The following is a 23,692-nucleotide window of genomic DNA, read 5'->3' as shown; positions in this document are numbered from 1 at the left end:
ACATAATAATCCACCGCCAATCTCGCTGAGGAAGGTGGCAGGAATGGGGCGTTTAGATGGAAGTTGAGAGTGTATTGAGGGGCGTAATCTAGCGTCTGATCAGGCGAATGCGCCGATCAAAAGATAGGCCGCCAAAGTACCGCCAAGTGCAAAACCCATTGGAAATTCCTTGGTTTTGGTCCAACTTTCCCAATGGGGTACAAGGTTGCGCAGTGGGCTGTGTTTGGCAATCCTATGGGTCACCCACGCGGCCAGAAGGACAGCGGCAAAAATGATCGCCAGACGGCTAAGATCGCCAAGGGCCACAAAGGGCGCAGCCGCAGCCGCGAACTTGGCGTCGCCTGCGCCCATTACCCCACCGGCATTTAAGACAATGCCCAAAAGCAGCGCCACGATCAGGTGCAGATAGCGCCAGATATAGGTCTCCAACGAGAAGGCGAAAGGGCCAATGACTACGAATACCAAGGCCAGCGCCACAACCGCCTGATTGGTGATCTTCATCATCTTCATGTCGGTCCAGGCGACATAAAAACAAATGGGCGCGACAAAAGGCAGGAACCACAGCGCCTCAGCCGAGGTGATCTGCAGCATTAGGCGGCTTCCAGCGCCCGAAGGCTGCGGACAGCGGATTCAAAGTGCTGCGGATGGGTATCAATCGCCTCACGCAAAAGCGCTTTGCCGATCTCTACATCACCCTGTTTGATCGCCGAAAGCGCTAAGGTGTGCAAAAGCTGCGCGCGCTCGGTCTGTTCCATAGGAACAACGGGCAGAGTGTAGTTGCGCTGTGCGCCACGGGCGAGGACAAGGTTGTTTTTGGCGGTGAACAGACCCGCATCCTGACGGATGGCATCGGTGAACAAACGCTCTGCCTCGGTAAAGTCGCCACGGGTCAGTTTCGAATAACCCCAATTGTTCAAGACACCTGCCGGACGGGTCGTCAATCCAACAGCGATTTCATAGAAACTGTCGGCCTTTTTCCACTCTTTCGCAGAGTCAGCAACGACCGCCTCAAGACGGTAGCGTTTGAAGGTCTCATGCGTCGGTGGGATTGCATCCAGTGTCGCGTTTGCTTTTTCCCAATCGCCGGTACGGATCTGGGCGTCGGCCAGATCAACCTGGTCATCCAGCGTGCTTTCTGGGTGCTTCACGACTTTGCCCCAGGCGCCCACGGCCTCGGTGTAGCGTTTGGCGCGCACATAAGAGATCGCCAATCCGCGCTGAAGGTCGATGCGGTCAGGGTTCTCAGCAAGTGTGCGCTGGAAGTAGGTGACGCCCTCGTTGGGATCAGCGACCGTCAACATCAGGTCTGACAGGTCCGCGCCGTCAATGGCGTTGACGGATTCCAAAGCTCGATCAACTTCGGCGTCCCCGGCTTTTTGACAGCCAGCAACGGCGACCGCTGCACTTAACGTAAGGCCCAATAGGATAGATTGGCGCATTTTCTGCGTCCTCTTACTGCTCGACTCTACGGTGTCTTCTGGAGCAAGTAGTCATTGCTGCCCCGGCGCACCAATTTGAATTCTTCTTCTAATTGCGGGCCATCATAAGCGGGATTTTCCATTTTTGCGAGAGCCAAGCGCAGATTGTCGCGGATTGCGTCACTTTCGCCATTGTCCAGCGCATAGGCTTTGCGAAGGAGCTGTACCGCCTCAGCTGTCTGGCCTGCCTCAAGTAGAACGATCCCCAGATTGTTCCAGATTTCAGGGCGCGTTTCGTCCTGCTCTATAGCGTCGCGGAAGTTGTCTTCGGACTGACCAAGACGGCCGAGTTTCAAGTTCGCACTGCCAATATTTGCAAGCACATCAGCGGTCAGCCCCTCTTTGGCAGCGACACGTGTGTAAGCTTCAAGCGCGAGTTCGTATTCTCCGGCGTCCATTAGTCGGTGGCCGACAAGTGTTTGATCTACAGCTTCTTTTCGTGCATCTATGCTAGGCGCAAATGGGCTATCCGTGGATGTGCCGAGGCCGCCCGTTGAACAGGCGGCCAATGCAAAACCTAAGATCAAGAAGACCTTGGGAAGTCGTTTTCGTTTAGCTGTCACCGGGCCTACTGCGAAATCTGTGTAATATTCACGACAGACGGCGACACCAAAATCAGCAGAAGCGGCGGAACCGTCAGCATCATAGTGGCAAGGGTCATCTTGGTTGGCAACTTGTTTGCGGCCTCTTCGGCGCGCATCACGCGTTTGTCGCGCATTTCAGCCGAATAGACCCGTAGCGCATCCGCAATCGGTGTACCAAAGGTGGTCGATTGGTTCATCACCGTGACAAAGCTTGACACATCTGACACACCGCAACGCTCTCCCATATCGCTCAGCACGGTGGATTTGTCTTTACCGGCTTTCATCTCATGCGCAACGATTTCGTATTCGTCTGCCAGAGAAGGGTAGCTTGCGCGCAACTCCTTGGCGACGCGGATGATGGATTGATCAAGCGACTGCCCGGCTTCCACGCAGACGAGCATCATGTCCAAGCTGTCAGGAAAGCCATTGATGATTTCTTCTTTGCGCGTCTCAACCCGGCGGGTGATCCAGTATTTTGGCAGGAAGTAGCCAGCCGCGCCTGGTCCAAGCACCCACATCACTGTCTGCTGCGTGGTCGCATTTTCTGGTCCGAGCGCGAAGATGAAATAAGAAAGGCCAACGATCAGCCCGACAATCCCAAATGCCACCTGTGCAAGGTAGAAAGCCCGCACAGCGTCGCGGGATTGATAGCCCGCTTGCATCAGCTTCAACTGCATCGAAGACAGGTCTTCAGCGCTTTTGGGTTCTAGGAAACCCTTGTACTTCTCAAGCTTTTCATTGCTAGACGCGCGGCGCAGCTTGTCTTTCTTGGCGTCGCCCTTGGTTTTTTCAACTGTGCCTTCTCGACCGACATTGCCAAGTTTGGCCATTGGGTCATTCTTTTCTCGCATCATCATGGCGACGGCCAGCAGGACCACCACGACGCCCAAACCACCCACTGCGATCACCGGGCCGAACGGTCCGAGGGCATTTGTCAGAATTTGGGAGAGCATATCAAATAGGGGCATAGGAGCGTCCTTACACTTTGATGTTGGTGAGAATGCGCATCACGATCAGGTTCGCGGCAAGGAACAGGCCTACGGCGATACAGCCCATGATGAACCAAGGGTGATCCTTAACTTCGTCGTAGTAATTGGGGTCGCTGACGTTAATGAAAATCAGCGCGGCGACCGGGAAACCGGACAGGAATTTACCTGACCATTTCGCCTCTGCCGTGATGGCTTTGACGCGGCGGAACAGGCGGAAACGCGCGCGGATCACGCGGGACAGACCGGCAAGAATCTCGGCAAGGTTACCACCAGACTGCTGCTGGATTGTGACGGCAACCGCAAGGAAACGCATGTCCTGCATGTCCAGACGCTCTGCCATGTCTTTCAGAGCTTCACCAACGTCGCGACCATAGGCGCATTCGTCCGCGATGATGCCGAATTCAGTCGACAGCGGGTCAGGGCTTTCCTTGGCAACGATTTGAATGGCCGAAGAAAACGGGTGACCGACGCGCAGGCTGCGCACCATCAATTCAATGGCGTCTGGCAGCTGTTCTTCCAACAGAGCAATACGCTTGCCAGCTTTCATGCTGATCCAAGTATAGACACCACCAACGCCAATCCCGATGGACATTACTAGGTTTGTCACAAGACCAGCCTGCGTGCCGATCGAAAGGCCCAAGAAGGAAATCCCGCTCAGTGCGATCATAACCATGATCAACTGGCGCGGGCTAAAGGCGATGGCCGCCCGCTGCGCCTTGTCGGCCAGCATAGAATAAAGTGGGATCGACTTGGACTGCGCGTGCTGCGCCATCTCTTTGCGCAACTGCTCTAGCACGTCCTGCCGGGCCGCGCCTTTGTCGAGCATCTCAAGCCGGCGGCTGACCTTGTTGTTCAGGCTGATGGATTTGCCAAAGACCGTCAGATAGGCGCCCTCAACAAGGACGAGCACGCCTACAAAAATCAGGCCATAAATCATAAGTTCTGGGCTAATGGGCATCGGACTTATCCTGCGTTTGGTTCATAGATATGCGCAGGCAAGTCGTAGCCCCACATGCGGAAACGTTCAGAGAAGTGGCTGCGCACGCCGGTGGCTGTGAAATGCCCGAGGATTTTGTTGTCAGGCGTCAGGCCGGTGCGCTGGAAGCGGAAGATTTCTTGCATGGAAATCACGTCCCCTTCCATGCCGGTGATTTCGGTGATGGACGTCATGCGACGGGAGCCATCTTGCAGACGCGAGGCCTGCACAATCAGGTTCACAGCCGAAGAAATCTGCGAACGCACGGCTTTGATCGGCATTTCGATCCCGGCCATGGCAATCATGTTCTCCAGACGGCTGACACCATCGCGGGCAGAGTTCGCGTGGATGGTTGTCATCGAGCCATCGTGACCGGTGTTCATCGCCTGAAGCATGTCGATGACCTCTTCGCCGCGGGTCTCACCCACGATGATACGGTCAGGCCGCATACGCAGGGCGTTTTTCAAACAGTCGCGCGGGGAGACTGCGCCTTTGCCTTCCACGTTTGCAGGGCGGCTTTCCATACGACCCACGTGGGTCTGCTGAAGTTGCAATTCCGCCGTATCCTCGATTGTCAGGATGCGTTCGGAGTTGTCGATAAAGGACGAAAGCGCGTTCAGTGTGGTTGTCTTACCAGAACCTGTACCGCCAGACACAATCAAGTTTAGGCGCGTTGCGACCGCAGCTTGCAAATAGGCGGCCATCTCCTCGGAGAACGCACCGAAGTTTACGAGGTCATCGATACCCAGCTTGTCTTTCTTAAATTTCCGAATGGAGACCAGTGAGCCGTCAACAGCAATCGGTGGCACCATCGCGTTGAAACGAGAGCCATCCGCCAAGCGGGCGTCCACATAGGGGTTTGATTCATCGACGCGGCGACCTACAGCCGACACGATCTTGTCGATGATCCGTAGAAGGTGTTTTTCGTCTTTGAATGTGATGTCTGTCAGTTCGAGCTTACCAGCACGTTCCACAAAGATCTGTTGCGGACCGTTCACGAGAATGTCGTTGACGTCATCATCTTGCAGCAAGGTTTCCAGGGGGCCAAGGCCCGTAACTTCGTTGTAGAGTTCCTGAAACAGCGTCGAACGTTCTTGGCGGTTCAGAACGATGGACCGTTCCTGCAATACCTCTGTGGAAATGGCATTGATCTCATTGCGGAGATCGTTTTCCGTGGCTTTTTCCAACGCGGCGAGGTTCAGGTTATCCAGCAGTTCGCGGTGCAGCTCCAGCTTGATCTCACCCAAACGCTCCTTGCGTTTGCGATCTTTGTCGCTGGATGCTGCCTGCGCCTTGGCGGCAGGCATCGGCTTGCGCAAGACGGCACGTTCTGCCGCAGCCAGTGCATCGACAGACTCAACCATCGGTTCGGGCGCTTTTGAGACCTCTGCCTTTGGGGCGGCTTTGACCGCTTTGGCCGGTGCATCTTTCTTATATCTGCTAAACATAAAGGATGTCCTCAGGCAGCTTGAATGTTGTCTTCATCGAGTTCGAAGATGGATTTCGCGAGTTTCGCGATCTCTTTGCGGAGTGGGTTCTTGGATGCCAGCAAACCAAGTGGCTGACCGTGGTCGCTGGCCTGCATGACTGGGCGACCGCCGTCAGGCAGCATCACATCAATCGAAATGCCAAGGCTTTCCGCCATGCGTTTTACGCGTGATTTGCCCGAAAGATCGGTGAATTTCGGTGCGCGGTTCAGCACATAGCGCAGCTTGTCAAAGGGAAGGTCCTCGGCCTGCAGTGCGCGCTTCATCCGCATCGCATTCTGGGCGGAACGCATGTCGATCTCGAGTGTCGCAAAATAAACATGCGCTTTGTTCAGCACCGTTTCGGTCCATTGCACGACAGTGTTCGGCATGTCGACAACCACAAAGTCAAAGTGATGGCTGGCCATTTCCAGCACGCGCTCGATATCTTCTGAGGAGATCAGATCCAGCGGCAACATATCAGGCGGTGAGGTCAGAACGCTTAGCTTGTCCTCAAATTTTTGCAGCGCCTGGCCAAAGCTTTCGCTGTCCATGCTGTCGGTATCAGACAGCAATTCAAACACCGCATCGCGCCGCGGCAAATCTAGGAAGGTGCTGGTCGATCCGAATTGAAGGTCGAAATCCAACAGGCAAACCGATGGCGATTTTTCTTTTGTGACGGTCGCCAGTTCCCAGGCCAAGTTCACAGCAAGCGTTGTGGTTCCGGTGCCGCCCGCCAATCCATGTGCGGCAATGATCACACCATGGCGGCGTGGCGCCGAAGCATTAAGCGATACCGTTCCTGCTTCGGCAGGTTGGGTCGCTGGATCTGGAACAGGCAGACGCGCAGGTTCTTCTGGTTCAGCACGCATAGTTTCAACCACTTGTAGCAATTCTCCCGATGGGGGCGGGTAGGGGATAAATTCGTCAGCGCCCATGCGCAGAAGCTGGTGCAGCAATGACGGGGTGACATCTTCGGCAATCAAGAGCGTTTTGATGCCCTTTTCCTTGGCCGCAATGACAATTTTCTTAAGGATTTCTGGGCCGTCTTCGTCGAGGTCATCAATGGCCAAAGCAATGAACTCAAGCGTGTCTGCCTCTGGCTGTTCGAAAAACTGAAGAACGTCTTCAAAGCCAAGGTCGCCCCATTGTTCGCCCATGACTTCTTCCATATCGACAATCAATAGGTCAAAATTCTGAACGTCGCGGCAGACCGTACAGGCCAGGATCGCGTTCGGATCAGAAATTTTCGTTTCACTACTCGTCATTGCCCTACTTCCTTAGACGGTTCCGTCGTCACCAGTTGTTACTGGGGCGGCGGATGCTCGACTCGCGTCAAGCACACTCATCCCGTTGGAACTTTTCTGATCTCCAAACGGGGCAAGATTTGGGCCAAAAGATCGTAATTGTGCGGTATCGTGAGACTTTTGAAAGGCAGACGGGTTGTTATTGCCATATTGGGAACAATGAAACCGTGATGGCAGACAAAGAAAAGGCCCGAAGAACGGGCCATTTTCGTTAATTTTTTCAGGTTTCTGGCTTATTCGCCTTCGGAACTCGACGGAACCGCAGCTGTTGGGATTGGTACAGCGCTCGCAATGTATTCGCGATAGATCACCTGCGCGTATTTTCCGTCCAGAAGGTTGGGGTGGCCTTCGACAAAGCCCGAAACCTCGGTCACTGTGCGGCGATTGCGGCGCTCTTTGCCTTGCGTCACAATCAGCGGCTGCGTTTCGCCGAAAGAAACAACGGCTTCAAGGCGGTTCCGGCTGATGCCTTGGCTGACCAGATAGGCCACAGCCGCCTGTGCGCGGCGCAGGCCAAGGCGTTTGTTATAGGCTTGAGAGCCAACGGCATCCGTGTGACCGTAGACGCGGAACCGGACTTCCGGGAATTGGCTGATCCAGGTCGCTTGTTGCCGCAGCGTTGCTCGGGCAGTGTCATCCAGAACCGACGAATTGAACGCAAAAGTGACTGTGCTTTCAACTTCGTCCGCAAAACGCGTCGCAAGGCTTATAGTATAGCTCTTGTCCCCGTTTTGGATCGCGATGTTGTTGGCTGTTGCAGCTCCGAAAGCACCATGGGCATCGGTTACTGCACCGGCTTCCTGAAAGAAAGACGGGAACGTCTGATTTGGATTTTCACAGGCGGTAAGACCGACCATGGCGACTGTCGCGAGAAGTGCTTTTTTCATCTGCCTGTCTCCCTTAGTCCAGAACATAGCCGTAAGAGCCGTCAAAATCTTGCTTCGCCACTTCGCCGGCTGCACCTTTGGTGGGGCGGCTGCCGCTGGAAATCTGGCCGAACAGGAACAGGTCTTTCTCAGATGGCGGCTTCACGCGATCAGTTGGTAGGGCAATCGCTTCGCCGCGTGTCGGTGTGACCAAATGCGCAGTGATGACGATCACCAACTCTGATTGCGAACGCCGATAGTCAGCGCTGCGGAAGAGGGCACCAAGCACTGGGATGTCCCCAAGCCATGGAACTTGCGAGTTCAAGTCTTGGAAATCATCTTCCAAAAGGCCTGCAATTGCAAAGCTTTCGCCGTCGCGAAGTTCCACGGTTGTGGACGCATTCCGTGTCGAGAACGCAGCGATGTTGAAGGTGCCGTCATTGTAGCCATTCGCGGTGTCTAGGGAGGAAACCTCGGTGTTCAGCTCCAAGTTAATCAGGTCACCATCCACAACACGCGGTACAAACTGTAGGCTGACACCGAAGGGTTTGAACTCAATCGTTGTGGTCCCTTCGTCCTGTGCGACCGGCACAGGGTATTCACCGCCTGCGTGGAAGGTCGCCTGCTGACCGGATAGGGCAATCAGGTTTGGTTCCGCAAGGGAGCGAACCATGCCGCGGGTCTCTAGCGCTTCAAGCAGGGCGTTCAACTGCACGACGCCCGCATTGATGCCAAATTGGAATGTACCCTGTGCGCCGGAACTAAGGGTGATCGGGTCGCCTTCTGCCAATGCTTCAGCGTTCCCCGGTGCGAGGTAAGTGCCTGTGCTGACACCATTTCCGTCGATCGTACCATTCAAAGAAGCACCGAGCGCTTTGGATACCGTGCGCTCCATTTCGGCAAAGCGGACTTTCAGCATGACTTGCTGGACTCCGCCGACCGTCATCAGGTTTGATACCCGTTCCGGGGCGTAGCGCTCCGCCAAGTCCAGCGCGCGTTGCATTTTCTGCGTGCTGCTGGCTGTGCCAGACAAAACGATACCGTCATTTGCGGTGCGTACATCGATCTTTTCGTTCGGTAGAATTTGCTGCAAACGCTCTTTGAATTCGCTGATGTCGGCTGCAACACGAACGTTCACATTTGTGATCAACTGGCCTGCTGCGTCCAAAATTGTCAACGTTGTGGTCCCAGGCGATTTGCCCAGGACATAGATCGTACGATCAGAAAGCGTCGAAATATCTGCGATCGCCGGGTTGGCGATGCTGAGTTCCGCAAAGGGTGTTTCGCTCTCGACCACCACGGCCCGGTTCATAGGCACGGTCAACAGCGAGTTGGTTCCGTTCCGTACAACACGGATTGATTCAGCCGCCACTTGGCTGCTGATTATGGGAGTAATTGCGACGGACATCCCCAGCAGAGCCGCCTTGATAAAGTTCCGGTATGTCATGTGACCTGCCTCTCCGATCACGCCTCAATTAATGGGTCTAATTGCCCTTATTGGCATCAATGTGCGCCAATTCGCATTTTTTTGCAAGAATCAATGGCTTCGCTGCCGTTTTGCATGTGGGGCAGGGGCAACAGTCCCTGACACACGAAATGCGCCCCAGAGATGGGGCGCATGGCTAAGCATTTGAAAGCGCTTAGTTTGAGCATGGAATTGGGATGGCGACCACTTCTGCACCGCGGCGGGTGCGGATCGTACAAACCTTTTTCTCTTCTTTGACCACGGCGACTTTCTTCTCTTCGCGCTCGATACCCAGTAGCTTGATTTGATCGACTTCAATCGCTTCCGCCACCGTGTCATCTTTGGCACCAACGAGGGCCAGAGACAGGCGACCTGAATTCTGTGCCTGCGCCAGTGCCGCAACCTGTTCTGGCTTAACGGCGACGGTAACTGTGCGGGCAACGTTGCCGCTTACGCCTTCGACCTGCGCTTGCTGGTCAATCGCAATGAGGCGCACGCCGGGTTGGATCAATTTGGTAAAGTCGCGTGAGCTTTCAGAGCCGCCACCCTTGATTGAACCCGTCCAGTATACGTCTACACGGTCACCAGGGCGCAAAAAGCCGGACACACCACTGGCAACATCGACACGAATAGCGAACGCACGAGTGCCGCGCTCCAGCTGTGAGGTCAGGCCTGCGTCTTCGCCCGGTTTGGTGATTTTCACCTGCAAAATGGGCTCACCGATCTCCAATGGGCGAATAACGCTTCGTGGACGGTTTGCGTGGTCCGGGAAAAGGACGCTCTCATCCATGTAGTAGCCGTTTGGCAAGGACTCTTTCGGCCATTTGACCAATTTCACCATCTCTGGGTCCAGCGGGTCGCCGTAGCCCATTTGCGCAGTCGCCGCGTAAATTTCTACAAGTTCAATGGGTGGTGTTCGCGCTTCGCGTTCCTGCGCCAGCGCCGATTGATACTTCTGGACATAGTTTTGTGCCATGTGAACCGCGATGCCGGCAAGGCCAACGCCAACCAACAGCACTACTGCAAAAATACCACGCATCGTTTCGTATCCTTTTGTCTACTCGTTGGCCCGGGGCCGTTGTCTTCGCCTAGTTTCTACAGTGAATATGGCGAATTCAGGGTTTGACGCTGATTGTTTCGTGGCGATCGCATGCAAACTGCTTAGAATTAAGTCATAGATTTCGGCAGCATTATCGACTGTCGGTCAATTGCTATGCACATTCATCTCGATTTCGTGAGACGTACTATTCGCCAGCGACACCGGTTGCGCCAGCCGCGGCGGTCGTATCATGTGCTGCGATTGTTGCGCCAATGTTGTTCGCTAGAGTGCCAGTTTCGGTCTCGATCAATGTGTGAACAGCAACAGCCATCCCCACCACGACGGCAGTTAGTACGACCCAATCTACGGTGACTGCGCCGTTTTCGTCGCGCATGAAGGTTTTCAGATAATTTCTCATTTTCTACCTCCGCTGGCGGGACTTGCGAAAAACGTCGCGCCACAAATTAAACTCGGAATACACTCAGCGTTGTGCCAGTGACCGGTAAATAAAAAGGCGGCCAATATTAGGCCGCCCTTATTGAACTCAGCTAGGTCAGCCGATTATTCGCCTGCAACACCTGTTGCACCAGCTGCACCAGTTGTGTCGGCGACTGCGATGGTCGCGCCAATGTTGTTCGCCAGAGTTGCAGTCTCTGTCTCGATTGTAGAATAAGCTGCAACTGCAAGGCCAACAACGGCTGCGGTCAGAACAACCCAGTCAACTGTTACTGCGCCGTTTTCGTCTTTACGGAAGTTTTTGATGAACTTGATCATAGTGTGTCCCTCCAAAGGATCTCAGAAATTTCAGTTTCGACCGTATCGAGCCTTCAACGACCATCTCTCTCTTTGGCCTCTTCCCGACTTGGTATGAGCCTATATAGCCGTCTGATTGGGGCACGAATTGGGCGTGAATCGTGCGTTTTTGAGCGGGGCAGATTTTCTGGGTGAAATTCACATAACGCACTGAAAAATTGGAACATTTATTTTAACTTTTTCTTCATGGCTTTTGAGATTGCCTCGAAAAACGGGCGTTTTTGACCGTCGAGTTGTGCCAAATTCGCTGTATTTTACCGTGGGTGAAGCCGGATTCTCTGGCTCTGGCGGCGTTTTCTTGCAAGAATGGCTGAAAAACACAGGTCGGAGCAGTTCCGCGTGAAGATGAAACGACTCACAGGTGCCCTTTGCGCCGCTTTGATGCTGAGCGCGTCGGGTGCTTTTGCCGAGTCGCCGTCGCCGTTTCCTGATTTTTCGGCGAAACGGATCAAGCCCCCCAAAGCTGGCGCGGCTAAGCGCATTACCGTTCAGATCGAAGAACGCGCAAACCCTGCGGTGCCGCCACCCTTGCCAAAGTCGACCACGACGGCAGCTTTGACGGCGCCCACGCTAGACGGCGCGGCTGTCGATTCCACTACAAAGCCAGTTTCGCTTTATGATTGGTTCTGGACCACGATCCACCCGCAGTCGAAAGAGACAGGCCCGGGGCGCATACAGGACGCGTTAGAAGTTTTGTCGACGCCTGAAGGCACAGGCCAGCTTGTACCGCCAAGAATGCAACCCGTGCAGGATATCGCGAAACGTTATGGGCGGGACATTTTGCTGGCGACGTTGAACACAGATGTTTCGCCTGCCTTGGTCTTGGCGGTGATCTATGCTGAATCGGCGGGCAACGCTGCCGCGATCAGCCGGACCGGGGCGGTCGGCCTGATGCAATTGATGCCGGTCACATCTGATCGCTTCTCAGTGGCGGACCCATATGCGCCTGCCGACAACATTAAGGGCGGGGTGGCTTTCCTTGACGTTCTGCTGAAACGCTACAACGGCGATCCGATCTTAGCCTTGGCCGGATATAACGCAGGCGAGGGCGCGGTCGCTGAATATGGCGGCGTGCCGCCCTTCGCCGAAACAATGAACTATGTGCCACGTGTTCTAAGCGCTTATCGCGTGGCCAGCGGGTTGTGTTCCAAGCCGCCGCTGTTTGTCAGTGATCCCTGCGTCTTTGCCGCGATTGCCGAATGAGCCTCAGCAGTTCGGGACGTTGACCGCCAGCCCCCCAAGAGAGGTCTCTTTATATTTCTCATGCATGTCCGCGCCGGTCTGACGCATGGTTTCTATGACTGAATCCAGCGGCACAAGGTGTTTGCCGTCGCCACGCAAAGAAAGGCTTGCCGCAGAGACAGCTTTGATCGCGCCCAATCCGTTCCGTTCGATGCAAGGCACCTGCACAAGGCCCTTGATCGGGTCGCAGGTCATGCCAAGGTGATGCTCTAAGGCGATCTCCGCTGCATTCTCCACTTGCTCTGGCGTGCCGCCCATCACGGCACAAAGACCCGCCGCAGCCATTGCAGCAGCAGAGCCAACCTCGGCCTGACACCCGGCTTCGGCGCCGGAGATCGACGCGTTGAACTTCACAAGCCCGCCAATCGCTGCCGCAGTCAGCAGGAACTCGTCGATACGAGAGGTGCTCGCGCCGGGCACGTGGTCCAGCCAATAGCGGATGACAGCGGGCAGGACGCCAGCCGCCCCATTGGTGGGCGCAGTGACAACCTGACCACCCGCGGCGTTCTCTTCATTGACGGCCATCGCGTAGGCGCTGATCCAGTCGTTGATGGTATGGGGTGGGGCAAGGTTCATGCCGCGTTCTGCCATAAGGCTATCATGGATCGCTTTGGCGCGACGTCGCACGTTTAATCCGCCAGGCAGCGTGCCATCATTATCCAAGCCCCGCTGGATGCAATCATTCATCACTTCCCAAAGGCGTTTGCAGCCTTTGTTCAAATTGTCTGGCCCGCCGCGTGCATGTTCGTTGGCACGCTTCATGTCAGCTATGGACTTGCCGGACCGTTCTGCCATTTCAAGCATCTCGGCGGCAGACTTGAACGGGTAGGGCACCGGATCGCCTTCGTCTGTGTCTTTGCCGGCTGCCAATTCATCTGCGGTGACAACAAAGCCGCCGCCGATGGAATAATAGGTTTCTTGCAGGATCACATCGCCCTGTTTGTCCGTGGCCATCAGGATCATGCCGTTGGCGTGGCCGGGCAGGGCAGGGCCAAAGTCAAAGCGTAGGTCTTCGCGTGGGTCAAAGACCAAGGTTGGCAAGCCGTCAGGCGACACAGTTTTATTGTCGCGAATATCGGCCAAAGCGGTCTCAGCCTTCTCGTGCTCATAGGTTTCGGGCAAAAAGCCTGCCAACCCTAGCACAGTCGCGCGATCCGTTGCGTGGCCAACGCCCGTAAAAGCAAGCGAGCCATGCAGGCTGGCCTTTAACCCATGAAATTCAAATGGGCTTGTGCGCATCAGGTCCAAAAACCGTGCTGCGGCCACCATTGGCCCCATCGTATGTGACGATGAGGGGCCAACACCCACTTTGAACATGTCAAACACCGAGAGAAACATACCGGGCGGCCCTTCCGCGAAGTGAATCGTTGGTTTCCTATAGGAAACATGTGATGCGCACTCAAGCTTACAATACAGTCTTTCAGAGTTTGTGCGTATTCCCGACCAAAGTTGACGCCCAAGCGGCAAATGCCCCTCGCGCGGGTCAGAGAACTTGCCTATAACCATGCCAACGAGATCACGGAGTGCGCCATGCCCACGGAACTGTCGCCCATAGACAAGGCCAAGTTCGTCGCCGCCAAGAAAGCGGTGGAATATGTTGAAGACGGCATGCGCGTGGGGCTTGGCACTGGATCAACAGCCGCGTGGATGGTGCGTTGCCTTGGTGAAATGGTGCGCGAAGAGGGGCTGCGCATTCGCGGCGTGCCGACCTCGACCCGAACAGCAGAGCTTGCGCGGGATGTCGGCATTGAAGTGGTGAGCCTTGATCAGGCGAAATGGCTGGATATCACCATCGACGGGGCCGACGAATTTGATGCCGAACTGAACCTGATCAAAGGCGGCGGCGGTGCCTTGCTGCAGGAAAAGATTGTCGCGACGGCCTCGGACCAGATGATCGTCATCACAGACGCCAGCAAAGAGGTCGACACCTTGGGTGCCTTTCCCTTGCCCGTAGAGGTGATCCCTTTTGGCTGGCAAACCACGCAGGCGCTGATTGAAGAAACCTTGGCGGCAATGGATGTCATGGGACGCTCGGCCTCGCTGCGGATGAACGGTGAGCGGCCTTTTGTGACGGATGAAGGCAACCACATTCTGGACCTGCATCTGAAACGCATCGGCAACCCGCGCCAGATGGCGATGATCCTGAACCAGATGCCCGGTGTTGTGGAAAACGGTCTTTTCATAGACATATGTGACACGGTTGTGATTGGCTATGGGGATGGAAAGACGCAGGTGCGTGACATAAATGCAGGCACAATAGAAGAGAACATGCTCGAATTTGTAGAAAGCGAGAACCTATTCTCTGACCTGTCTGATTGAGGAATATCATGAGTTTTGACTACGATTTGTTTGTCATCGGCGGTGGCTCCGGTGGTGTAAGAGCTGCACGTGTCGCTGCGCAGGGTGGCGCGAAGGTCGCTTTGGCCGAAGAAGACCGTTACGGCGGCACCTGTGTGATCCGGGGTTGCGTGCCCAAGAAACTGATGGTCTTTGCCAGCGAATATTCCGGCATGGTCGAAGATGCGCAGTCCTACGGCTGGGACATTCAACCCGGCGCTTTTGATTGGGACAAGTTCAAATCTAAAATGCATGCCGAACTTGATCGGCTTGAAGGCGTCTACCGCAACATCCTTGGCAACAACGGCGTTGAAACATTCGACCAGCGCGCGATGCTGGCAGATGCGCACACGGTAGAGCTTGCCGATGGCACCAAGAAAACCGCGAAACATATCCTGATCGCGACGGGTGGCCGTCCAAGCCTGCCCGACATGCCGGGCATCGAACTTGCGATCACTTCGAACGAGATGTTCCATCTGGAAAAACTGCCAGAAAGCATTCTGATCATCGGTGGCGGCTATATCGCCTGTGAATTCGCGGGCATTATGAATGGCATGTGTGTGCAAACGACGCAGTATTATCGCGGTGCACAAATCCTGCGCGGCTTTGACGATGAGGCGCGTGGTTTGGTGTCTGAGGAAATGTGCCAGCGCGGCGTAGATCTACATCTGGGCACCAACATCCTTGAGATGCGCAAAGAGGGCGACAAGATTTGGGTCAAGGCGACAAATGGCGATGAAAAGCTGTTCGATCAGGTCATGTTTGCAACTGGGCGGGCACCGAATTCTGATGGTCTAGGACTCGAGGCGCTTGGCATTGAACTGGGTCGCAAGGGTGAGATTGTCGTCGATCAATACAGCCAAACGGCTGTGCCATCGGTCTATGCCATTGGCGATGTGACAGACCGTGCGAACTTGACGCCGGTCGCGATCCGCGAAGGGATGGCCTTTGTCGAAACCGTCTTTAAGGGCAATCCGACAAGCCCGGATCACGAGTTGATCCCGACAGCGATTTTCACGCAACCTGAGATGGGCACCATTGGTCTTTCAGAAGAAGACGCGCGCGAGCAGGAACCGATTGAAGTCTATGCGACTTCGTTCAAGCCGATGCAGCAATCCTTTGCAGGCCGGTCCGAGCGTGTGTTGATGAAACTGATTGTCAGCCAAGCCACACGCAAGGTTCTGGGCTGCCACATCGTGGCACCGGGCGCAGGTGAAATGATCCAGCTTGCAGGCATTGCCGTGAAGATGGGTGCGACCAAAGAAGATTTCGACCGGACCGTGGCGGTACACCCGACCATGTCCGAAGAATTGGTGACAATGAAAACACCGACCCGCACGGGTTGATTTTCTTTACGCACCACACAGGTTAGTGTGGTGCGTAAGTGTATTACGGAAGGGGAAATACCTTTATGGCAGGTAACAATGGCGGCCCTTGGGGCGGCGGCGGAAACAAAGGCGGCGGAGATGACAACCGCGGCAATAATGGCGGAGGCCGACGCCCACAGGACGACGGCCCGCAGATTCCTGACATCGATGACCTGATGAAAAAGGGCCAAGACCAATTGCGCGTCCTGATGGGCGGCAAAGGCGGCGGACGCTCTGGCGGCGGTCGCGGCGGACCTGGCGGATCAGGTCCAAGCTTTGGCAAAGGCACCATCGGCTTGGGGGTGGTAGCAGCGGTTGTGCTTTGGGGCATGGCAAGCTTTTACACCGTGAAGCCCGAAGAACAGTCTGTAGAGCTGTTTCTGGGTGAATTCTCCTCGATCGGCGATCCCGGTCTAAACTTTGCGCCATGGCCATTTATCACGGCCGAGGTCATTCAGGTGACACGCGAACAGACCGAAGACATTGGTGTGGGTGCGCGTGGCTCTGATGCGGGGCTGATGTTGACCGGGGATGAGAATATCGTCGACATCGATTTCCAAGTTGTTTGGAACATCAACGCGCCAGACAAATTTCTGTTCAACCTGCGCGACGCTGAATTGTCGATCCGCGCCGTATCAGAATCAGCTATGCGTGAGATCATCGCGCAATCTGATCTGGCGCCGATCCTGAACCGGGACCGTGCATCGATTGCCGAACGTCTGAAAGATTTGATCCAGCTGACGCTTGATAGCTATGATTCTGGTGTGAACATCGTGCGTGTGAACTTTGACAAAGCCGACCCACCCACGCAGGTGATCGACGCATTCCGTGATGTTCAGGCCGCCGAGCAAGAGCGTGACCGGACTCAGAAAGAAGCGGACGCTTACGCAAATGCCCGTTTGGCGGGTGCGCGCGGTGAAGCTGCGCAGACACTGGAAGAAGCCGAAGCCTACCGTGCTCAGGTTGTGAACCAAGCCGAAGGTGAAGCAAGCCGGTTTAAGGCTGTTTTGGAAGAATATCGGAAAGCCCCAGAGGTAACACGCAAACGCCTGTATCTGGAAACCATGGAAGAAGTGCTTGGTCGTGTGGATAAGATCATCATTGATGAACAATCTGGCGGCCAAGGCGTCGTACCGTACCTGCCGATCAATGAACTGAGAAAGGGGACAAACCAATGACACGTGCAATGGGTTTGCTAGTTGCTCTCGTCGTCGCAGCTGTTGTGGCGCTGTCCTCGATATTCATCGTTGATGAACGTGAACAAGTTCTTGTTCTGCAGTTTGGTCGGGTTGTCTCTGTCAAAGAAGATCCGGGTCTGGCGTTCAAAATTCCGCTGATTCAGGATGTGGCACGCTATGATGATCGTATCCTAAGCCGGGATCTTGATCCGATCGAAGTAACGCCGCTGGACGATCGCCGTTTGGTTGTTGATGCTTTCGCACGCTACCGCATTTCTGACGTGAACCAGTTCCGTCAGGCGACCGGTGCTGCGGGGGATCAGGCGATTGCTGTTGCAGGTCGTCGTTTGGACTCGATCTTGCGGTCTCAGACGCGGGAAATTCTGGGTTCTGTGGCCTCAAACGACATCCTTAGCACCGACCGTGCCGCTTTGATGCTGCGCATTCGCAATGGTGCAATCACCGAAGCGCGCGGTCTTGGTTTGGAAGTCATCGACGTGCGCCTGAAACGCACCGACTTGCCGCGCGAAAACCTGGACGCCACCTTCGCGCGTATGCGCGCGGAACGTGAACGTGAAGCAACCGATGAACGCGCACGTGGTCAAGAGGCCGCGCAGCGAATTCGTGCGCAGGCGGATCGTACCGTTGTCGAGCTTGTCTCGGACGCGCGCCGTCAGTCAGAGATCATCCGAGGTGAAGCGGACGCCAACAGAAACTCGGTTTTTGCAGAGGCCTATGGTGCTGATCAGGAATTCTTTGAATTCTATCGTTCGCTCGCGGCCTACCGCAATTCATTGCTCGAGAACAATTCGACTATGGTCATGTCGCCTGATAGCGAGTTCTTCAACTATTTGAAGTCCGACCGCGGGGCGCAATGATCGCGACTGTTCTTTGGGCCTTCGGGCTTGTACTGATTGTTGAGGGGCTGGCGTTCGCGCTGGCCCCTTCGCGTATCGAAGATGTGCTGAAAATGTTGGCTCAGCTTACGGTGACCCAAAAACGATCCATCGGAGGGATCGCGGTGTCACTTGGCGTGGTGCTGGTGCTGGCAGCACAGGTCTTGAATTAATGTCAGCGCTTGTTGCCAAACTGTGTCTGTGGCAAAGCGGATGCGCTGAAATTGATAGAAACCACATTCCCACTTTTCTGTTCCGCGGCAGCCAATGCTTCTTCCAGATGCGCACGAACATCATCGTCGCCACGGCTCTCGGAATGGCTGATCAGCAGCGGTAAGATCTGTTTGAGGCAATCATCTTCTGGGTTGGATTTGCCATACATTTCATCAACGGCCTTTTGCGTCAGGATGAAATGCGCTTTGAGAATTGGAAACTGGCAGTAATGCGCCAATCCAATCATCTCGTTCAGCTTTTGGGTGAACCATTTATGCATAATGTTGCCCGCCTATAAATTTGAAACGTGTAATTTTATCTCCGATATCGGTTGTATTGCTTTGATACTTGTCAATCGGATGTGTTCTGACAATGGTTTTTATATATCAAAAGAACCATTTCACGGAATGGAAGCAAAAGATACGGTCCAGATATAGGTTTTGAGAACGGCGTGCTCGATTTTTTAACCGTATGTAAATGAACGGATTTTCAATTAATCTCAGCCTGCACAAAAATTAGGCGGCGTCAGTGGTCATTTGGAAACAGGCCGTTTCTCTCTCACGGATTGTTCACAAGCCATTGAAGGCACAAGCAAGATGTTGTGGGTCTGAAAAAGCGCCCTATGTTAAGCAACAGAGCCTGCATTGGGGGCAGGCGTGCTGGAAACCAGATCAAAGGAGTTTAGGGAGTGAAACCAAAGGCTGTTTCCGTTCCAATGCCACAGCTAGGTCTCGCCAAAGCAATGTGGCTGTCGTTTTTTACGATTGTCGCACTGATGGTGCAGACATTGGTCGCGCAGGCGCGACCTGATAGTTTTGCCGACCTGGCTGATCAGGTCAGCCCGTCCGTGGTAAATATCACCACTTCGACGGTTGTCGCGAGCCGTACTGGCCCGCGTGGGGTCGTCCCAGAAGGGAGCCCATTTGAGGATTTTTTCCGTGAATTCCAAGACCGCGAAGGCGATGGGCCACGCCCGCGTCGTAGTTCGGCACTTGGTTCGGGCTTCGTGATTTCAGAAGACGGCTATGTTGTCACCAACAACCACGTGATTGATGGCGCAGACGAAATCCTTGTCGAGTTCTTCACCGGAGAAGAACTGCCCGCGACGGTGGTTGGCAAAGACCCGAATACGGATATCGCGCTGTTGAAGGTCGAAAGTGAAACGCCGCTTCCTTTCGTCAGCTTTGGCGATAGCGACACGGCGCGTGTTGGCGATTGGGTGCTTGCCGTTGGCAACCCGCTGGGGCAGGGGTTCTCTGTGTCAGCAGGGATCGTCTCGGCCCGCAACCGCGCGCTTTCGGGCACCTATGATGATTACATTCAGACCGACGCCGCCATCAACCGAGGCAATTCTGGCGGTCCGCTGTTCAACATGGATGGCGAAGTTGTGGGTGTGAACACTGCGATCTTGTCGCCGAACGGTGGTTCCATCGGCATCGGGTTTTCGATGGCATCAAACGTCGTCACCCGCGTTGTCGATCAGCTGCGTGATTTCGGCGAGACCCGCCGTGGTTGGTTGGGCGTTCAAATTCAGAACATCTCTGAAGACATGGTCGAAGCCATCGAAGGGCTTGAAAACACCAATGGTGCGATTGTCACCAATGTGCCGGAAGGCCCTGCCAAAGAGGCTGGAATCGAGGCGAATGATGTCATCCTGACATTTGACGGCCAAGAGGTCGAAGATGTCCGTGGATTGGTCCGGACCGTCGGCAACACCGAGGTCGGCAAAGCCGTGCGCGTTGTGGTTCTGCGGGACGGAAAGACCCAGACGCTTAAGGTCACTTTGGGTCGTCGCGAAGACGCTGAAACGGCCGTGCCTGCGTCATCCGAAGGCAATAGTGATGAACCAAACGAGAAAGACATTCTTGGACTCACCGTCACCCCTGTCACCAGCGCTTTGCGCGATGAGTTGGGTCTAGATGCGGATGCGACCGGTCTTGTGATTGCCAATGTCGATGAGACCTCGAAAGCCTTTGAAAAAGGGCTGCGTCAGGGTGACCTGATCGTGGAGGCAAGCCAACAAGAAGTGCTGTCGATTAGCGATTTGGAGCAACAGATCGCAGACGCAAAAGAAGCGGGGCGCAAATCCATTCTTCTACTTGTGCATCGCGGCGGAGAACCTCGGTTTGTGGCCCTTGGGATTGATGAATAGACCCAAGGCATCAACATGATCACCAAAAAGAAAAGGGCGCTCCGGCGCCCTTTTTTGTGGGGTTATTCTGCGTCGCGCGCAACCGCGATCAGTCCCAATTGGCGCGCGGTCTCAAGCGCGAGGATACCGCTGTTCAGCCCTTGCGGCTCTTGATAGCGCCGTATCGCAGCGCGGGTTCGGCTGTCCATGATCCCTGTAATGCGCCCACGATAAATGCTGCGCACGGCCAGTGCGCGCTGTACGGACGAAATAAATTCTGATGTCAGCTGGGCCTGGCAGGGTGCTTCAAACCAAGTCTCGCGGCGTTCTTTGACAATCCGCTGCACGGTTTCGGTTTTGTAAATCGCGGGCTGCAGGACCCGCCCGTCGGTTGTGACCTCGGCAGGTTGTAGCAAGATCTGTTCGGTGACGGTCTCCACCACAGCGGGCGATACCGCTTTGCCCCAGCACGTCCCCGGCGAGGCACCCGGTGGCCGTTGTCCCGCACCCTGAATTACCTCAGGTTCGCGCAGCGCATCGACGCCGCCACGAAATTGATCACCAGCAGCGCAAGCGCCAAGGGAGAGCGCAATCAGCGAGATCAAGAGGGGGTTAACTTTCATGCTCGGCCTCTCGGGCGTTTTTGCAGTGATAGCTTGTTTCGGCCCAGTCGCAAAGCCCGGGACGCTGGTGCAATGGGAAGTGATCATCATTGTCGTAATTCCGGACGCATTTTGCGCATTGGACCTATCGCAACTGTGACCAAAAACTTGCAATTGGGGGCTGGTCAGCCAGAGGAGGCGACATTAGGTAACGTGCAACTTTTGCAAGGGATGACGAGAAGAATGGCAAAGATCACCTATGTCGAATTCGGCGGCACTGAACATACTGTTGAGGTGGCCAGCGGACTGACCGTGATGGAAGGTGCGCGCGACAACAATATTCCGGGCATCGAAGCCGATTGCGGTGGGGCATGTGCTTGCTCGACCTGCCACGTCTACGTGGATGCGGATTGGGTTGAGAAGCTCGGCGCGCGCGATGATATGGAAGAAGACATGCTGGACTTTGCCTATGAGCCTGATCCGACCCGCTCGCGCTTGACCTGCCAGATCAAGGTGACCGACGCATTGGATGGTCTGAAAGTCTTTATGCCGGAAAAACAAATCTGATGGTGCCTGTGGCGCAGACCGGGGCGCGGCGTCTTCTGGACCGCTTGCTGAAACGAGTTTTGCGCAGCGCATTGCCGACTTTGGCGATTGGGGTGGCGTTGTTGTCGCCGATGGCCGCTGGTGCCGACATCACGTCAGCCAAGTTTACCGACCCAACCACACGCTATGCCCACGCCGTTCTTGGAGACGACATCGAATGGGGCGCGCTTGAGCTGCGGCTGGAAAGCGGCAAGCGACTGCGCGTTGTTCTACCCGAAAGCCGCGTTTTCGAAGACCTCGCTCCGCGCCTTGCTGACATCGATCTGGACGGCGATTTTGAGGTTATCGTTGTCGAAAGTAGCCAGACCCAAGGTGGACGTTTGGCGATTTATGATGAAACCGGCCTGATCGCAGCGACGCCCTTCATCGGGCGCAAGTTCCGCTGGCTGGCCCCGGTTGGGGCCGCAGATCTTGACGGCGACGGGCGAATTGAAATCGCCTATGTTGACCGGCCACATCTCGCCAAAACCCTTCGTATTTGGCGATTTGAAAAGGGCACCCTCACCGAAGTCGCAAAGCTAGACGGTGTGACAAACCACCGGATTGGCGAAGACTTCATCTCTGGCGGCATCCGCGACTGCGGCGACGGGCCGGAAATGGTTGTCGCCACGGCCAATTGGCAGACCATTGTTGCGGTCACGTTTGATGGCAGTTCAGCCGTCGCCAAAGACATCGCGTCATTTGCAGGCCCGAAAAGCTTTGCAGCGGCATTGGCCTGTCGCTGACCCATTCACCTTTGTGAAAATACTCCGGGGGGAGCCCGCAGGGCGAGGGGCAGCGCCCCTCTTTCCTGAGACACCGCGCTTAAATCAAAGCGCGCGCCAGCCGATGTCGCGGCGATAAAACCCACCGGGCCAATCGACAGCGTCGACCATCGCATAGGCCCGGTCGCGGGCTTCTTGCAGGCTTGCGCCGCGTGCGGTTACGTTCAGCACGCGTCCGCCAGTCGCAAGCACTTTCTCACCTTCGGCCTTGGTGCCCGCATGAAAGACAACGTTCATGCTGTCATCGGCAATCGCGTCCAGCCCTTTGATTTCTGTGCCCTTTTTGTAAGCTCCCGGATACCCATTTGCGGCCATAACGACTGTCATCGCGTGATCATTAGCCCAGTTCACTTGCGCTTCGCTTAGCCGACCTTCTGCGGCGGCCTGCATCAGGTCCAAAGCCTGTGCACCAAGGCGCATCATCAAAACCTGACATTCCGGGTCACCAAAACGCACGTTATATTCCACCAAACGCGGCTGGCCGTCTTTGATCATCAGCCCCGCGTAAAGCACGCCTTGGAACGGCACGCCGCGTTTCGCCATTTCGGCCATCGTCGGCTTGACGATTTCCGACATGGCCTTGGCTTCAATCTCGGCGGAAAGTACCGGCGCAGGCGAATAGGCCCCCATGCCGCCGGTATTTGGCCCGGTGTCGCCTTCTCCCACGCGCTTGTGGTCCTGCGCTGTGCCGATGGACAGAACTTCTTCGCCGTCAACCAACACAAACAAAGAGGCTTCTTCGCCTTCCATGAATTCTTCGATGACAACCTCGGCACCCGCGCCGCCAAAGGCTCCGCCGAACATATCGTCGATGGCATCAAGCGCTTCCTGTTCTTCCATGGCCACAATCACGCCTTTGCCTGCGGCCAGACCGTCGGCTTTCACCACAATAGGCGCGCCGTTTTTGCGGATATGCGCCTTGGCAGCTTCAGCATCTGTGAAATGCCCATAGCCCGCTGTTGGTGCCTTGGCCGCGTCGCAGATTTCCTTGGTGAAGGACTTAGACGCCTCAAGCCGCGCCGCGCCTTCCGACGGGCCAAACACCAAGAACCCCGCATCGCGCAGTCGGTCCGCCACACCTTTGGCCAATGGCGCTTCGGGGCCGATGATCACAAAGTCGATGGCATTCTCTTCAGCAAAGGCCGCAACAGCACCACCATCCACGATATCCAGCGTGGCACATTCGGCGATCTGCGCAATGCCAGCGTTGCCAGGGGCCACAATCAGACGGTCACATTTCGGGTTTTGTTTCACTGCCCAAGTCAGCGCATGTTCACGTCCGCCGCTGCCGAGAATAAGAATGTTCATCAGGTGCCCTTCCACATGGCGTATTCGTTTGGCCTATCGACTTGGCCTTCTGTTTGGGGCGTTCT

Annotated in this window: 25 protein-coding genes; 9 read left to right on the top strand and 16 right to left on the bottom strand. The window is 55.4% G+C overall.

Features of this window, described 5'->3' with window-relative positions:
• Nucleotides 1-99: 99 nt before the first annotated feature.
• From BUA39_RS04580 to BUA39_RS04525, 12 genes are all read right to left on the bottom strand, one after another.
• On the bottom strand, nucleotides 100-591 hold the full coding sequence (locus tag BUA39_RS04580) for a prepilin peptidase (RefSeq protein WP_207546192.1): 492 nt from the start codon (nucleotides 589-591) through the stop codon (nucleotides 100-102).
• Nucleotides 591-1,439 carry a tetratricopeptide repeat protein gene (locus tag BUA39_RS04575; RefSeq protein WP_072791373.1) on the bottom strand — a complete coding sequence of 283 codons (849 nt, stop codon included), beginning with the start codon at nucleotides 1,437-1,439 and terminating at the stop codon, nucleotides 591-593. Before BUA39_RS04575 ends, BUA39_RS04580 begins: the two co-directional genes overlap by 1 nt.
• A gap of 26 nt (nucleotides 1,440-1,465) precedes the next feature.
• Nucleotides 1,466-2,041, bottom strand: a complete 576-nt coding sequence (locus BUA39_RS04570; RefSeq protein WP_072791371.1) for a tetratricopeptide repeat protein — start codon at nucleotides 2,039-2,041, stop codon at nucleotides 1,466-1,468.
• A 5-nt stretch (nucleotides 2,042-2,046) separates the two neighbouring features.
• A complete protein-coding gene (locus BUA39_RS04565; protein ID WP_072791370.1) occupies nucleotides 2,047-3,030 on the bottom strand; it encodes a type II secretion system F family protein in 984 nt (327 codons plus the stop codon).
• A gap of 10 nt (nucleotides 3,031-3,040) precedes the next feature.
• Complete coding sequence (locus BUA39_RS04560; RefSeq protein WP_072791368.1) at nucleotides 3,041-4,009, bottom strand: type II secretion system F family protein; 969 nt, start codon at nucleotides 4,007-4,009, stop codon at nucleotides 3,041-3,043.
• Nucleotides 4,010-4,014: 5 nt separating this feature from the next.
• A complete protein-coding gene (locus BUA39_RS04555) occupies nucleotides 4,015-5,475 on the bottom strand; it encodes a TadA family conjugal transfer-associated ATPase (RefSeq protein WP_072791367.1) in 1,461 nt (486 codons plus the stop codon).
• An 11-nt stretch (nucleotides 5,476-5,486) separates the two neighbouring features.
• Nucleotides 5,487-6,761, bottom strand: a complete 1,275-nt coding sequence (locus BUA39_RS04550; protein WP_072791365.1) for a CpaE/TadZ family protein — start codon at nucleotides 6,759-6,761, stop codon at nucleotides 5,487-5,489.
• A 272-nt stretch (nucleotides 6,762-7,033) separates the two neighbouring features.
• The gene (locus BUA39_RS04545; protein ID WP_110721807.1) at nucleotides 7,034-7,687 is read right to left on the bottom strand and encodes an OmpA family protein; all 654 of its coding nucleotides are present in this window, start codon (nucleotides 7,685-7,687) and stop codon (nucleotides 7,034-7,036) included.
• Nucleotides 7,688-7,700: 13 nt separating this feature from the next.
• Nucleotides 7,701-9,113: a type II and III secretion system protein family protein gene (locus tag BUA39_RS04540; protein WP_072791362.1), complete on the bottom strand. Its 1,413-nt coding sequence runs from the start codon at nucleotides 9,111-9,113 to the stop codon at nucleotides 7,701-7,703.
• Nucleotides 9,114-9,306: 193 nt separating this feature from the next.
• A complete protein-coding gene (cpaB, locus tag BUA39_RS04535; RefSeq protein WP_072791360.1) occupies nucleotides 9,307-10,170 on the bottom strand; it encodes a Flp pilus assembly protein CpaB in 864 nt (287 codons plus the stop codon).
• Between the two features lie 205 nt (nucleotides 10,171-10,375).
• Nucleotides 10,376-10,588, bottom strand: coding sequence for a hypothetical protein (locus tag BUA39_RS04530; protein WP_072791358.1), 213 nt, complete (start codon nucleotides 10,586-10,588; stop codon nucleotides 10,376-10,378).
• A gap of 143 nt (nucleotides 10,589-10,731) precedes the next feature.
• Nucleotides 10,732-10,944 (bottom strand): hypothetical protein, encoded by a 213-nt coding sequence (locus tag BUA39_RS04525; RefSeq protein WP_072791357.1) that lies wholly within the window; start codon nucleotides 10,942-10,944, stop codon nucleotides 10,732-10,734.
• Between the two features lie 384 nt (nucleotides 10,945-11,328).
• Here BUA39_RS04525 and BUA39_RS04520 point away from each other — a divergent pair, with 384 nt between their 5' ends.
• Entirely contained in the window at nucleotides 11,329-12,186 is an 858-nt protein-coding gene (locus BUA39_RS04520; protein WP_072791355.1) for a lytic transglycosylase domain-containing protein, read from the top strand.
• 3 nt (nucleotides 12,187-12,189) lie between these two features.
• Here BUA39_RS04520 and BUA39_RS04515 read toward each other — a convergent pair whose 3' ends face one another.
• Nucleotides 12,190-13,563 carry an L-serine ammonia-lyase gene (locus BUA39_RS04515; protein WP_072791354.1) on the bottom strand — a complete coding sequence of 458 codons (1,374 nt, stop codon included), beginning with the start codon at nucleotides 13,561-13,563 and terminating at the stop codon, nucleotides 12,190-12,192.
• 192 nt (nucleotides 13,564-13,755) lie between these two features.
• Between BUA39_RS04515 and rpiA the strand changes: the two genes are divergently transcribed.
• From rpiA to BUA39_RS04490, 5 genes are all read left to right on the top strand, one after another.
• Nucleotides 13,756-14,544 (top strand): ribose-5-phosphate isomerase RpiA, encoded by a 789-nt coding sequence (gene rpiA, locus BUA39_RS04510; RefSeq protein WP_072791742.1) that lies wholly within the window; start codon nucleotides 13,756-13,758, stop codon nucleotides 14,542-14,544.
• Nucleotides 14,545-14,552: 8 nt separating this feature from the next.
• The gene (gene gor, locus BUA39_RS04505) at nucleotides 14,553-15,908 is read left to right on the top strand and encodes a glutathione-disulfide reductase (protein ID WP_072791352.1); all 1,356 of its coding nucleotides are present in this window, start codon (nucleotides 14,553-14,555) and stop codon (nucleotides 15,906-15,908) included.
• A gap of 65 nt (nucleotides 15,909-15,973) precedes the next feature.
• Nucleotides 15,974-17,107: an FtsH protease activity modulator HflK gene (gene hflK / locus BUA39_RS04500; RefSeq protein ID WP_072791350.1), complete on the top strand. Its 1,134-nt coding sequence runs from the start codon at nucleotides 15,974-15,976 to the stop codon at nucleotides 17,105-17,107.
• Nucleotides 17,104-17,985 carry a protease modulator HflC gene (gene hflC / locus BUA39_RS04495; RefSeq protein ID WP_072791349.1) on the top strand — a complete coding sequence of 294 codons (882 nt, stop codon included), beginning with the start codon at nucleotides 17,104-17,106 and terminating at the stop codon, nucleotides 17,983-17,985. Before hflK ends, hflC begins: the two co-directional genes overlap by 4 nt.
• A complete protein-coding gene (locus tag BUA39_RS04490) occupies nucleotides 17,982-18,176 on the top strand; it encodes a DUF2065 domain-containing protein (protein WP_072791347.1) in 195 nt (64 codons plus the stop codon). The genes hflC and BUA39_RS04490 overlap by 4 nt, the downstream gene beginning before the upstream one ends.
• Nucleotides 18,177-18,178: 2 nt before the next feature.
• On the opposite strand, the gene BUA39_RS04485 is transcribed toward BUA39_RS04490, so the two are convergent.
• Nucleotides 18,179-18,496 (bottom strand): hypothetical protein, encoded by a 318-nt coding sequence (locus BUA39_RS04485; protein WP_072791346.1) that lies wholly within the window; start codon nucleotides 18,494-18,496, stop codon nucleotides 18,179-18,181.
• Between the two features lie 462 nt (nucleotides 18,497-18,958).
• Here BUA39_RS04485 and BUA39_RS04480 point away from each other — a divergent pair, with 462 nt between their 5' ends.
• Entirely contained in the window at nucleotides 18,959-20,368 is a 1,410-nt protein-coding gene (locus BUA39_RS04480) for a Do family serine endopeptidase (protein ID WP_423219928.1), read from the top strand.
• A 62-nt stretch (nucleotides 20,369-20,430) separates the two neighbouring features.
• On the opposite strand, the gene BUA39_RS04475 is transcribed toward BUA39_RS04480, so the two are convergent.
• Nucleotides 20,431-20,970, bottom strand: a complete 540-nt coding sequence (locus BUA39_RS04475; RefSeq protein WP_072791342.1) for a peptidoglycan-binding domain-containing protein — start codon at nucleotides 20,968-20,970, stop codon at nucleotides 20,431-20,433.
• Nucleotides 20,971-21,192: 222 nt separating this feature from the next.
• Here BUA39_RS04475 and BUA39_RS04470 point away from each other — a divergent pair, with 222 nt between their 5' ends.
• Together BUA39_RS04470 and BUA39_RS04465 are read left to right on the top strand one after the other, a co-directional pair.
• Complete coding sequence (locus tag BUA39_RS04470; RefSeq protein WP_072791341.1) at nucleotides 21,193-21,516, top strand: 2Fe-2S iron-sulfur cluster-binding protein; 324 nt, start codon at nucleotides 21,193-21,195, stop codon at nucleotides 21,514-21,516.
• A complete protein-coding gene (locus tag BUA39_RS04465) occupies nucleotides 21,516-22,280 on the top strand; it encodes an FG-GAP repeat domain-containing protein (protein WP_072791339.1) in 765 nt (254 codons plus the stop codon). Before BUA39_RS04470 ends, BUA39_RS04465 begins: the two co-directional genes overlap by 1 nt.
• Nucleotides 22,281-22,364: 84 nt before the next feature.
• Here BUA39_RS04465 and purD read toward each other — a convergent pair whose 3' ends face one another.
• Nucleotides 22,365-23,627, bottom strand: a complete 1,263-nt coding sequence (gene purD / locus BUA39_RS04460) for a phosphoribosylamine--glycine ligase (RefSeq protein ID WP_072791338.1) — start codon at nucleotides 23,625-23,627, stop codon at nucleotides 22,365-22,367.
• Nucleotides 23,628-23,692 lie beyond the last annotated feature (65 nt).

It is taken from the genome of Cognatishimia maritima (assembly GCF_900129685.1).
Classification (GTDB): domain Bacteria; phylum Pseudomonadota; class Alphaproteobacteria; order Rhodobacterales; family Rhodobacteraceae; genus Cognatishimia; species Cognatishimia maritima.
Note: the sequence above shows the minus strand (reverse complement) of the source record. Positions and strands in the feature narration are given on the sequence as shown.